Here is a 10,517-nt window from a genome sequence, read left to right as displayed (position 1 = left end):
TCAGCTTCAGGAAGCCGTCCCAAGTCCGACAGAATCGGGGTTTGATATCAATCGGGATGACAGGATTTGAACCTGCGGCATCCTGCTCCCAAAGCAGGCGCGCTACCAAGCTGCGCTACATCCCGGCTTGTCCTTTCGCTTTTCAGTATACCCCAACCCACACCGATCCGCGAAAAAATTGCACAATTGATCTCAGACGCCCAGTGGGAGCAGTTCCCGGGGAGCGATCGCCTCAGGGCCTTTCGAGTTCATTCCTGCCGTCCGAGACAGAAATGGGCTAGTCTGGATACCAGAACATTCCCTTGATGCCTTCCGGGTCCGGGATAAATCCCAGGTTTCGATAAAAATCGACGACGTGGGGATCGGCGAACAAGGTGATATTACTGATATCATCGCTGCGAAGCTTTTTGATGATGAACCGCATCAGAGCTTTGCCCAAACCCTTGCTCTGGAAATCCGGGTGGACCACCACATCCCATAGGGTGGCGTTGAAGGCGTGATCGGAAGTTGCCCGCGCAAATCCGATCAGGCGTCGCTGGTTTCCCCGCATTTGCCACATGGAAACGACGAGAAAGCTGTGCTGAATGGCCTTTTTGACTTTTCGGAGGGGGCGGCGGGACCAACCCACGGCGTTACAGAGTTCTTCCAACTCATACAAGTCGATGTCCCGGTCCGTACTGAAAAAAATGCGAGAATTCCGACCGGTTGATTTGCGGGTGGCCTGGGACGAAGAAGACTTGCCCTCGACAGCATATTCCTCATATTCCGCCGTCTTGGACATTGAGGTAGAATCTGAACCGCTAAAGAAGTTTTTCCAAAATCCCATGCAGGCGTGGTTAAGGTAGTAGACGTTGAATGACTGTACTAGATAGTATATCTCCCGTACCTTCCCCTCAATTATGGCTCCGGGTTTAAAATCATCGACACTGGACTTGCTGAAGCGCTTCAACCGAGCGTTTCCACAGTTCTATGAGCAATTTGTCAGCAGCGAGATCCAGTTGCAAAATCTCAAATTGGCCTACCAGATCTACAAAACGACCCAGGCGGTGATCGAGGTCAAACCCGAGGGGAGTCGCAGTGCCCTGCACTTCGCCTACCGCAACCAGTCCTTTCTGTTGAGCGATATTTTCGGCGTCCTGGCCGCCTACGGACTCACCATCCACAATCTCAGCCTCTACGGGCAAATCTACCCCCCGATGCTGGTCTTTATCAAGCTGGTGGTGTCTCGGGGGGGCAAGGCGCTGGCCGACAAGACGGCGGACAACGTGTGTCGGGCCGTGCGAGAGGCTTTGGCTGGCCATTTCGAGGTGGAGGAGATGTTGGCTGTCGAGTTCAACCTGGACGCGGGGTTGGAGGATGTGGCCACCGAATTTTACGTCGATCCGGTGTTCCACTTGCCCGCCCTGTTGATCGAAGCGGACAACCAGCCCGGTCTATTCTACAAAGTCATGTACGCGATCTGGCAGGAGGATCTGCTGGTCGTCAACGCCAACTTGCTGGTGTGGCGGGGCCGGACGCGGCTGATTCTCTACCTCCTCGGCCCGAACGAGAGTTTGATCCCGGAGTATTTGGGCCAAAAAATCGCCGAAGGCATCCGACAGCGGTTGATGGGAGAGCGGTTTTGAGAATTGGGGCGGGGGGGCTCCAGGGAGCGGGGGGAACATCCAGACCGCTTGGGAATCAATTCCCGAGGGCGCAAGCCTTGCGCCCCTACAAGCGAAAATCATCTTTAGATGATTGGGGAGTTTGTAGGGTTCAAAAACTGGATCTGATATCACTTGCTTCCTCCGCCTCCTCCGCCCCCTCCGCCCCCTCCGCCCCCTCTCCTCCTTCCGATGTACCCCATTCGGGGTAGGATAGGAGGTATGGGAACGATTGACATCCAGGACGTCAGGCACGTCTACGAGCTGACGGCCCCGACGGAATCTCCCCACGTCCTCGTTTTTGTTCATGGTTGGCTTTTGAGTCGTCGCTACTGGCAACCTGTTATCGATCGCCTGGCGCCTCAGTATCAGTGCTTGTGCTATGACCTGCGGGGATTTGGCGATTCTCAGTTGGTTGGGGGCCAGTTACACCGCTGTGACTACACTCCGGCATCTTACGCCCAGGATCTGGGGACGTTGCTGGACCGGTTGAATATTTCGAGCGCCTGGTTGGTGGGGCATTCTCTGGGGGGGACGATCGCACTCCTGGCCGCGGACAAACTCGGCGATCGCGTCCGGGGGGTCATCTGCGTCAATGCGGGCGGCGGCATTTACCTGAAAGAAGAGTTTGAACGGTTCCGGGCCGCCGGGGAACAAATCGTCCGCTTCCGCCCCCGCTGGCTGTGCCACCTCCCCCTCCTCGATCTGCTCTTTACCCGGGCGCAGGTGGCCCGTCCCGTCGCCCGAAAGTGGGCCCGCCAGCGATTGGTCGATTTTGTGGTCGCCCACCCAGAAGCGGCCCTGGGTGCCCTGCTGGACTCCACCACGGAGGCCGAAGTGCACCGACTCCCCCAGGTGGTCGCCCGACTCCAACAGCCCGTTTATTTTTTGGCGGGAACGTGCGATCGGGTCATGGAACCCCGCTACGTCCGCCACCTGGCCAGCTTCCACGAACTGTTTCAGAACGGACAGGAAAACGTGATCGAACTCCCCGACTGCGGACACCTGGCGATGGTCGAATATCCCGATTTGGTCGCCGCGAGCCTGACGAAAATCGTCGGTCAGCACAAGTGAAGCCCCAGGATCGCCAGATCCCGCTTCACCCCGTCGAGTTCCGCCACCCGGGGCAGGTGCCCCCAGCGCTCGAACCCGAAGCTCTCGAACAGTTTCAGGCTGGGGTCATTGTGGGCGAAAATTAACGCCAGCAGGGTTTCGCAACCGAGATCCGGACCCCGGCCGATCGCCTCTGCGAGGAGTTTTTTGCCGATGCCCCGGCCCTGGTAGTCCGTGTGGATGTAAATGCTCAATTCGGCCGTGGCCGAGTAGGCGGCGCGTTTTTTGAAGGTCTGAAAGCTCAACCACCCGACGATGCGATCGTCTTCTTCCACCACCCACAAGGGCTTTCGGGTAGACTGACATTCTTTGTACCACGTCAGACGACTCTCCACCGAAATCGGTTCTAAATCCGCCGTCGCCATTCGTCCGGGAACGGCGGCATTGTAGATGGCGACAATTTCGGGCAAATCGGTTTCCAGTGCATCGCGAATGTTCATCGACTCTCTCTCAAATTCCCCCCACGCGGTTGATTGGCAGCTTCTACCCATCCGAGGCCACATCCAATTCAATCAATCGAACATTTTAGTTTATATAGAGTTGAAAGAAAGTCCTCAAGGCAAGTTTGAACCCATGTCCGTTTTATTCGTCAACGATGGTGGCAGGGCCGCCGTCAATATCGGCGGACTCAACCCGCCGAGTCGCGCCCAGGTGACGGGGGGAATTGGGGTTCCTCCCATTTTGGCCAATCCGGTCACGGGGGAGGTATTTTTCGATCGCGACGGTTTGGACGTCACCCCCCTGACGGCCCCGGGCGGCGGCATCACCCTGGAGGCGATCCCCCCCACGGGCGATCGCCCCTCCGATGTCGGCATTTCCGACTACGAACCCTTTGAAGTGGATCTCGCCACGGGGGAAATCACCGGGCTGGGAGAAACGGAATATTCCCTATTTCCATTCGTTCAATATCCCGGCGATCACTCTTCTTCCGATTCGGGAAATGATGCTGCAATTGAAGCGATCGGAACGTCGGCCGACGACCCTTTAATTGGCGGTAGCGGAGATGATACTTTGCTGGGTTTGCAGGGGAGCGATCGCATTTCCGGAGGCGGGGGAAATGACAATCTTTTCGGCGGTCGAGATCACGACATTCTCGACGGGGGAGATGGCGACGATATTTTGAGCGGCGATCGCGGTTCGGATACTTTGATCGGCGGTGCGGGTGCGGATGTATTTATTCTATCTGCAACTGCGACAAATCCCGACCCCGCAGCGGCCGATCGCATCCCCGATCTGATCGTCGGAGAAGACCGAATCCGTCTGTCCGGCGGCTTGGAAATTAATTCGATCGACGCGACCGCTTTCACCCTCGGAAGAACGCCCGGAACTCTGATTTTAAATCGAGTGAATGGGGCGGCTTTGGGCTTTTTTGACAATATTGGAGTTGACGATATCTGGGGTGCGATCAGGTGAGAAATCCTCGCCAACTGCCGCTTATCCAATTCTGGGAGATGGTAAATAAGACAGCAGTTGAACTGTGTCAGTGTGAAATAATCGGCAAACTTCCATTTTATAAAAGCCCCCAGAATTGGGGGTTTGGGGGCGAGAAAATGAGCCCATAATTTCCAATTGCTATAGGATGTAATTCAAGAAGCTCAGAAACGGGTGACAGACCGGATTTTTTTGGCTATGCTGGAGAAAATCCGGTTAAATCAGGAGAAAACGGAAATGGAACCGATCGAATGGGGTCTGGCGGCGATCGCGGTTTTGATGGGAAAAAAAGCCTGCGAAACGGTCAGCGAAAGCTTGACAAAAGAAGTGTTTGATGCTACCTACGTTCCAGCGTTTGAAAGCGGAATCCGTCAACCTGTCCGGCGTGTTGCGGGGTGAGGTGGGACAGTTGGGGGAACGGGTGCGCGATCGCCTTCCAGAGCGCTCGCGCACCCCTAGCCCCCATCCCCCCCAACCCCCATCCCCCCCAGCCCCCCTTTGAAAGGGGGGAGTAAGGGGGGAGATAGGGGGGAACTGGAGAACGGGCTCCCCTCGCCCAGAATTGGGAGAGGGGCTGGGGGTGAGGGCGAGAATATCTGAGATAAAAGAATGAAAATAGGATACTTTGGAATTAAGTGTAAACCCACTCAATTCATGGCAAAAAATACTTCTAGAATTCGGGGTACGACTCGGGAAATTGAACAAGCGGCTCGTGACCTGCGAAAACAGTTGACACCAGCCGAAGCGAAATTATGGCAAGCCCTGCGTCGTCGTCAATTAGCCGGACTGAAATTTCGTTGCCAGCATCCGATCGGACGCTTCATTGTTGACTTTTACTGTGCGTCATGCAAGTTGGCGATCGAAGTGGATGGAGAAATTCATACTCAGCAAAAAGATTATGATGAAGCTCGGACAGAGCAACTCGAAGTGTTCGGTTATCAAGTGTTGAGGTTTAGCAACCAAGAAGTTTTGAATAATTTGCCAGCAGTTCTTTCTCGTATTGTCGAAGCTGCATCGAAGTGAAAGTGTCTCAAGCCCCCCTAGCCCCCCCAATTCTGGGGGGAACCGGAAAATGGGCTCCCAATTCTGGGGGGAACCGGAAAATGGGCTCCCCTCGCCCAGGATTGGGAGAGGGGCTGGGGGTGAGGGCCCGAGCGTTCGCGCCCCCCTAGCCCCCATCCCCCCCAACCCCCCTTTGTAAGGGGGGAGATAGGGGGGAACTGGAGAACGGGCTCCCCTCGCCCAGAATTGGGAGAGGGGTTGGGGGTGAGGGCGAGTATCTCAAGCCTCCACTATCAATACAATTCCATCACATCGCCGATCGCCATCCGGGAATGGGCGCCCAGGGTCAGGGGCGAAACGTGACGGCGATCGAAATGTTCGGCGGCGGCACAGGCGATCATCGCCGCGTTGTCGGTACAGTATTTCATCGGCGGAAACAAGACGCGCAAATTGTGTTCGGCGGCAGCTTCCTGCAATAGATGGCGGAGGCGACTGTTCGCGGCCACCCCTCCCCCCACGGCGATGGTGTCCAAGCCGCAATCTCGGGCGCAGGCGATCGCACGCTTGGTTAACCCCCGGGCAACCGTGTCCTGAAAGCTGGCTGCCAGGTCCGCTAGGGGCAGTTCCGCGCCATTTTGGTTCAATTTGTCCACCAGGCGCAAAACGGCTGTCTTCAAGCCGCTGAAGCTGGAGTCGTAGGGGTGGAAGCCGCCGCCGGGTAGAGAGATGCGGCCCTCGGGGAGGGGGAAGGCCTGGGGATCTCCGTCTTTGGCGAGGCGATCGATGACCGGGCCGCCGGGATAGCCCAGATTCAACAGGCGGGCCACCTTGTCGAAGGCCTCCCCCGCCGCGTCGTCCCGGGTCCGGCCGAGGGTTTCGTATTGGCCGCAGTCCAGAACCCGGATCAGGCTGGTGTGGCCCCCGGAAACCAGCAGGCAGAGGAAGGGGGGGTGCAAGTCCGGTTCGCTGAGGTAGGAGGCGTAAATGTGGCCTTCCAGGTGGTGGACACCCAAAAACGGTTTGTTGTGGACGATCGCCAAACTTTTCGCGGCCGTCAGGCCCACCAGCAGCGCCCCCACCAACCCCGGGGCGCAGGTTGCCGCGATCGCGTCAATATTGGGCCAGCCCAATCCCGCCTCTTCCAGGGCGCGATCGATCAGCGGGTTCAGGGTTTCCAGGTGTTGGCGCGAGGCCACTTCCGGCACCACCCCCCCATAGGGGCGGTGGACGGCGATTTGGGAGGCGACGACATTGCTGCAAACGTTACGATTCTTTACAATTGCCGCGCCAGTTTCGTCACAACTTGTTTCAATTGCTAAAACCGTTGCCATTGGCTGATAAATTCTATTGATAGGTTGGGCTACACCTGAGTAGCTTAAACTTTACCAAAAATTGGGTCTGAAGCCTCGCCCCTTCGACTTTGCTCAGGGCAAGCCTTTGAGGGCGATTTGGTGCTAGAGTACCCAAAACGGTAAAGTGCATTCAAAACAACTCGCGGTTGGGCAGACCGTGAAAGCTTGTGGAGGGCTAGGCTACGACCCGGAAGTCGTAAAACTCCAGCTCCCGATGAAGCAAGAATCCCCGTCCCTTTAGGGCAGGGAGTGTCAACAGAGTCAGATGGCTCCCAAGTCCTTAATCCCAACGGATTGTACAAAAAACTTATTGTTTTGTAACAAAAGGAAACAATTCTATGCGACGATTGTTAGCTCTCGTTCTCGCCCTCGGCCTCTGGTTTGGCGGAACTGCTGCGGCATCGGCCTACAACCTGACCCCTTGCTCCGAATCTGCGGCATTTCAGCAGCGGGCTAAACTGTCCGTGTCCCAAAGCGCCAATCCGGAACAGGCCCAGGCTCGATTCGATCGCTATTCCCAAGAACTCTGCGGCAGCGACGGTCTGCCCCACCTGATCGTGGACGGCAGCCTGTCCCACGCGGGTGATTTCCTGATCCCCAGCATCCTGTTCCTGTACATCGCCGGATGGATCGGTTGGGTCGGCCGTTCCTATCTCCAGTACGCCCAAACCGACAAGAAACCCACCGACAAAGAAATCATCATCGACGTTCCCAAAGCCGTCCAACTGATGCTCGGCGGCTTCCTCTGGCCTTTGGCGGCGCTCAAGGAAATGACCACGGGCGAAATGTTTGCCAAAGACGACGAAATTACCGTTTCCCCCCGCTAATTGCGGAGGTGCACGCACCGGGAATGGAGGAGTCAACCTCGAACTCCTCGGGAAATGTTGCGAATCTCGCAGACCTGTTTCCAACCTTTTTTCCGGTCGATTTTTGGGGAACTTTCCCCGACATCCGATCCGATGTTTCTGACTTCAATTAGGAGACTCAATTCATGCAAAGATATTTGTCTAGCGCCCCGGTTTTGGCGGCGATCTGGCTGGTCATCACCGCCGGAATTCTGATCGAATTTAACCGCTTTTTCCCCGATCTCCTCTTCCATCCCCTCTAGGGATTAGGCGATCGCAAATTGGCGCGGAGTCGGAACGATCGCCGAACTCGACCCATCTCGACGGGTCGGGCGAGTCGGTCGGCCCGACTTCGTGTCGCGATAGTTCTCAGCTTTCAGATATCAGCACGAATCAACCGCCCGCGATGCTTGAGATCTGGGGATTTGGCGATCGCCGAACCCCCGCCGCGGTTGCCCAAATTGAACCCGACACCCCTCACATCACGCCACCGTTTCCGAATTGATGAAATCTTACACTGCCGCCGCCATCCAAATGACCAGCCTGCCGGATTTGCACAAAAATCTGGCGGAAGCGGGCGACCTGATCGAACTGGCCATCCATCAGGGGGCCGACCTGATCGGTTTGCCCGAGAATTTTTCATTTATGGGCGAAGAGGAAGATAAACTCGCCCAAGGCGAAGAAATCGCCCGGGAGACGGAAAAATTTTTGAAAACCACGGCCCAACGATATCAAGTAACGCTTTTGGGCGGCGGGTTTCCGGTTCCGAAGGGAGATGGAAAGGTTTGCAATACAGCCCTGTTGGTCGATCCCAACGGCCGGGAGTTGGCCCGATACGAGAAAGTCCATTTATTTGACGTGGACCTGCCCGACGGCAACACTTACTGCGAGTCCACCACGGTGAGGGCCGGGACGGTATTTCCCCCTATTTACGCCTCGGAAGAGTTCGGGCAGTTGGGCCTGTCGGTGTGCTACGACGTGCGGTTTCCCGAGTTGTACCGCCATTTATCCAAACAGGGGGCGGAGGTTTTATTTGTCCCCGCCGCCTTCACCGCCTACACCGGGAAGGACCATTGGGAAGTGTTGCTGAAGGCCCGGGCGATCGAAAATACCTGCTACATCATCGCCCCGGCCCAGACGGGATGTCACTACGGACGCCGCCACACCCACGGCCACGCGATGATTATCGACCCCTGGGGCATGGTTTTGGCCGACGCGGGAGATAAGCCGGGGGTGGCGATCGCGGATATCGAACCCTCCCGCCTACAACAGGTCCGCCGCCAGATGCCCTCCCTGAAACACCGGGTGTTTTGAATTGGGGTGTAGGGTGTAGGGTGTAGGGTGTAGGGTGAAATTTCTCACTCCTGATTTCTGACTCCCATACTTCCGCCCCAAAGGGAAATCTAAAATCTAAAATCTAAAATCTAAAATCCAATCTTCCCCCGCCGTGTCGATCGCACTTTTCGATAAAGTAGACAGGATGAGTTGTGGGGAATGGATGGTTCAATCACTTGCCGGGATGATGGTTCCGGCTGATATCTTTTTATCGTGGGGAGTGCAATTCCCTTCCGTGTTGGCAACCGTGGCCGAGAAAGCCGCCGAAGCCGCCGAAGCGGACGGGACGATGGTGCTGTTGGCGGTCCTCCTGAGTCTGGTCGCCATCTACACCGCCAGCAAAGTCGGCGGGGAATTCTTCAACTGGTTGGGATTTCCGCCGGTTCTGGGGGAACTGGTCGGCGGTGTGGTCATCGGCGTCTCGGCCTTCAACCTGGTGGTGTTTCCGGAGACGGGGGGCAATGCCGACAACTCCCTGATCATGCTGGTTTTGTCGGCGACGGCGGGTTTGGACCCGAGCGTTGCGGAACCGACGTTCGAGGTGCAGAGCGAGGTCGTCTCCATTTTGGCGGAATTGGGCGTGATTGTCCTGCTGTTTGAAATTGGCTTGGAATCGAACATCCGCCAACTTCTGGAAGTGGGGGTTCAGTCCCTGGTGGTGGCGATCGTGGGGGTGGTGGCGCCCTTTGTGGCGGGCACCGTCGGACTGATCGCGGTCTTTCACGTTGCCCCCATCCCGGCCATCTTTGCCGGCGCCGCCCTGACGGCAACGAGTATCGGGATCACGTCCCGAGTCCTGGCGGAAATCGGCCGCCTGTCCTCCAAAGAAGGTCAGATCATCCTCGGGGCGGCGGTGATGGATGACGTCCTGGGGATCATCGTGCTGGCGGTGGTGGCGAGTTTGGCTAAAACCGGCGAGGTGGATGTCACCAATATCATCTTTCTGATTATTAGTGCCAGCGTGTTCCTGGTGGGGGCGATCCTGCTGGGACGCTTCTTTAACGATACGTTCGTGGCCCTGGCCGAACAGTTCCAAACTCGGGGCCGGATCGTGATTCCGGCGTTTATCTTGGCCCTGCTGTTGGCCTACGTCGCGGCGGCGATCGGCCTGGAGGCAATTCTGGGGGCGTTCGCGGCGGGTTTGGTCCTCGACGAGACGGAACCGGGCAAGGAGCTCGAAGAGCTCACCAAGCCCATTTCTGACGTGCTGGTGCCGATCTTTTTCGTGACGGTGGGGACGAAAACTAATTTGTCGGTCCTCAATCCCGCCGTTCCGGAAAACCGGGCCGGACTGGTGATCGCGTCGTTTCTGATCGTGGTGGCGATTCTCGGGAAATTGATCTCCGGCTTCAGCGTGTTCGGGGTGGAGAATATCAACCGGGTCGCGATCGGCGTGGGGATGATTCCCCGGGGCGAGGTCGGTCTGGTCTTCGCCTCCGTCGGTTCGGAGAGCGGCGCCCTGTCCCCTTCCCTGGACGTGGCGATCATTTTGATGGTGATTCTCACCACCTTTTTGGCGCCGCCGCTGCTGCGGGTCGTGTTTCGGGACGAGGAACCCGAAGCGGCGGAACCGGATACCCCGGCGTGAAGTCCGCCAATGTTTAAAGGATTCTGAAGTTCTGTTGGCCGCCCGGTTCGATAATACCGGGCTTTTTTTCTTTTCCGGTGGGGGTCGGGTCGGATACAATGACGGATGCAGTGCGAATGTGGCTCGGCACGAGTCAGCACCCCCGGCTGAAGCACGGGGGCTTCGTGCCCTCCCCTTCAGGTAGCTGACCAGCTTAAGCCTTAACTGG

General features: G+C 57.1%; 12 protein-coding genes and 1 tRNA gene. 9 read left to right on the top strand and 4 right to left on the bottom strand.

Annotation, left to right across the window (positions count from 1 at the left end; translation table 11 throughout):
* Positions 1-51 precede the first annotated feature (51 nt).
* A tRNA-Pro gene (locus AC0QHF_RS18690) sits at positions 52-125 on the bottom strand.
* A gap of 152 nt (positions 126-277) precedes the next feature.
* The gene (locus tag AC0QHF_RS18685; protein WP_324705751.1) at positions 278-826 is read right to left on the bottom strand and encodes a GNAT family N-acetyltransferase; all 549 of its coding nucleotides are present in this window, start codon (positions 824-826) and stop codon (positions 278-280) included.
* Positions 827-899: 73 nt separating this feature from the next.
* On the opposite strand from AC0QHF_RS18685, the gene AC0QHF_RS18680 reads away from it, so the two are divergent.
* The gene (locus AC0QHF_RS18680) at positions 900-1,625 is read left to right on the top strand and encodes a hypothetical protein (protein ID WP_324705750.1); all 726 of its coding nucleotides are present in this window, start codon (positions 900-902) and stop codon (positions 1,623-1,625) included.
* Between the two features lie 240 nt (positions 1,626-1,865).
* Positions 1,866-2,717 carry an alpha/beta fold hydrolase gene (locus AC0QHF_RS18675; protein WP_324705749.1) on the top strand — a complete coding sequence of 284 codons (852 nt, stop codon included), beginning with the start codon at positions 1,866-1,868 and terminating at the stop codon, positions 2,715-2,717.
* Here AC0QHF_RS18675 and AC0QHF_RS18670 read toward each other — a convergent pair.
* The gene (locus tag AC0QHF_RS18670; protein ID WP_324705748.1) at positions 2,705-3,196 is read right to left on the bottom strand and encodes a GNAT family N-acetyltransferase; all 492 of its coding nucleotides are present in this window, start codon (positions 3,194-3,196) and stop codon (positions 2,705-2,707) included. The genes AC0QHF_RS18675 and AC0QHF_RS18670 overlap by 13 nt on opposite strands.
* A gap of 133 nt (positions 3,197-3,329) precedes the next feature.
* Between AC0QHF_RS18670 and AC0QHF_RS18665 the strand changes: the two genes are divergently transcribed.
* The 3 genes from AC0QHF_RS18665 (at position 3,330) to AC0QHF_RS18655 (ending at position 5,210) form a co-directional block, all read left to right on the top strand.
* Positions 3,330-4,169, top strand: coding sequence for a calcium-binding protein (locus tag AC0QHF_RS18665; RefSeq protein ID WP_324705747.1), 840 nt, complete (start codon positions 3,330-3,332; stop codon positions 4,167-4,169).
* Positions 4,170-4,424: 255 nt separating this feature from the next.
* Positions 4,425-4,586 carry a hypothetical protein gene (locus tag AC0QHF_RS18660; protein ID WP_324705746.1) on the top strand — a complete coding sequence of 54 codons (162 nt, stop codon included), beginning with the start codon at positions 4,425-4,427 and terminating at the stop codon, positions 4,584-4,586.
* Positions 4,587-4,841: 255 nt separating this feature from the next.
* Positions 4,842-5,210 (top strand): endonuclease domain-containing protein, encoded by a 369-nt coding sequence (locus tag AC0QHF_RS18655; protein WP_324705745.1) that lies wholly within the window; start codon positions 4,842-4,844, stop codon positions 5,208-5,210.
* Positions 5,211-5,482: 272 nt separating this feature from the next.
* Here the strand turns inward: AC0QHF_RS18655 and tsaD are convergent, their stop codons facing one another.
* Positions 5,483-6,520 carry a tRNA (adenosine(37)-N6)-threonylcarbamoyltransferase complex transferase subunit TsaD gene (tsaD, locus tag AC0QHF_RS18650; RefSeq protein ID WP_324705744.1) on the bottom strand — a complete coding sequence of 346 codons (1,038 nt, stop codon included), beginning with the start codon at positions 6,518-6,520 and terminating at the stop codon, positions 5,483-5,485.
* A gap of 359 nt (positions 6,521-6,879) precedes the next feature.
* On the opposite strand from tsaD, the gene AC0QHF_RS18645 reads away from it, so the two are divergent.
* The 4 genes from AC0QHF_RS18645 (at position 6,880) to AC0QHF_RS18630 (ending at position 10,309) form a co-directional block, all read left to right on the top strand.
* The gene (locus AC0QHF_RS18645) at positions 6,880-7,368 is read left to right on the top strand and encodes a Photosystem I reaction center subunit III (RefSeq protein ID WP_324705743.1); all 489 of its coding nucleotides are present in this window, start codon (positions 6,880-6,882) and stop codon (positions 7,366-7,368) included.
* A gap of 164 nt (positions 7,369-7,532) precedes the next feature.
* Positions 7,533-7,649, top strand: coding sequence for a photosystem I reaction center subunit IX (gene psaJ, locus AC0QHF_RS18640; RefSeq protein WP_324705742.1), 117 nt, complete (start codon positions 7,533-7,535; stop codon positions 7,647-7,649).
* A gap of 241 nt (positions 7,650-7,890) precedes the next feature.
* Positions 7,891-8,700 (top strand): carbon-nitrogen hydrolase family protein, encoded by an 810-nt coding sequence (locus AC0QHF_RS18635; RefSeq protein ID WP_324705741.1) that lies wholly within the window; start codon positions 7,891-7,893, stop codon positions 8,698-8,700.
* 184 nt (positions 8,701-8,884) lie between these two features.
* A complete protein-coding gene (locus AC0QHF_RS18630; RefSeq protein WP_324705740.1) occupies positions 8,885-10,309 on the top strand; it encodes a cation:proton antiporter in 1,425 nt (474 codons plus the stop codon).
* Positions 10,310-10,517: the final 208 nt, after the last annotated feature.

This window comes from Lyngbya sp. CCY1209, from assembly GCF_055795065.1.
Note: the sequence above shows the minus strand (reverse complement) of the source record. Positions and strands in the feature narration are given on the sequence as shown.

Excerpts from the sequence above, each read along its gene's own strand:
- tsaD (WP_324705744.1), bottom strand. The coding sequence starts at position 6,520 with ATGGCAACGGTTTTAGCAATTGAAACAAGTTGTGACGAAACTGGCGCG.
- AC0QHF_RS18680 (WP_324705750.1), top strand. The coding sequence starts at position 900 with ATGGCTCCGGGTTTAAAATCATCGACACTGGACTTGCTGAAGCGCTTC.
- AC0QHF_RS18665 (WP_324705747.1), top strand. The coding sequence starts at position 3,330 with ATGTCCGTTTTATTCGTCAACGATGGTGGCAGGGCCGCCGTCAATATC.
- AC0QHF_RS18685 (WP_324705751.1), bottom strand. The coding sequence starts at position 826 with ATGGGATTTTGGAAAAACTTCTTTAGCGGTTCAGATTCTACCTCAATG.
- AC0QHF_RS18675 (WP_324705749.1), top strand. The coding sequence starts at position 1,866 with ATGGGAACGATTGACATCCAGGACGTCAGGCACGTCTACGAGCTGACG.
- AC0QHF_RS18645 (WP_324705743.1), top strand. The coding sequence starts at position 6,880 with ATGCGACGATTGTTAGCTCTCGTTCTCGCCCTCGGCCTCTGGTTTGGC.
- AC0QHF_RS18655 (WP_324705745.1), top strand. The coding sequence starts at position 4,842 with ATGGCAAAAAATACTTCTAGAATTCGGGGTACGACTCGGGAAATTGAA.
- psaJ (WP_324705742.1), top strand. The coding sequence starts at position 7,533 with ATGCAAAGATATTTGTCTAGCGCCCCGGTTTTGGCGGCGATCTGGCTG.
- AC0QHF_RS18660 (WP_324705746.1), top strand. The coding sequence starts at position 4,425 with ATGGAACCGATCGAATGGGGTCTGGCGGCGATCGCGGTTTTGATGGGA.
- AC0QHF_RS18635 (WP_324705741.1), top strand. The coding sequence starts at position 7,891 with ATGAAATCTTACACTGCCGCCGCCATCCAAATGACCAGCCTGCCGGAT.
- AC0QHF_RS18630 (WP_324705740.1), top strand. The coding sequence starts at position 8,885 with ATGGTTCAATCACTTGCCGGGATGATGGTTCCGGCTGATATCTTTTTA.
- AC0QHF_RS18670 (WP_324705748.1), bottom strand. The coding sequence starts at position 3,196 with ATGAACATTCGCGATGCACTGGAAACCGATTTGCCCGAAATTGTCGCC.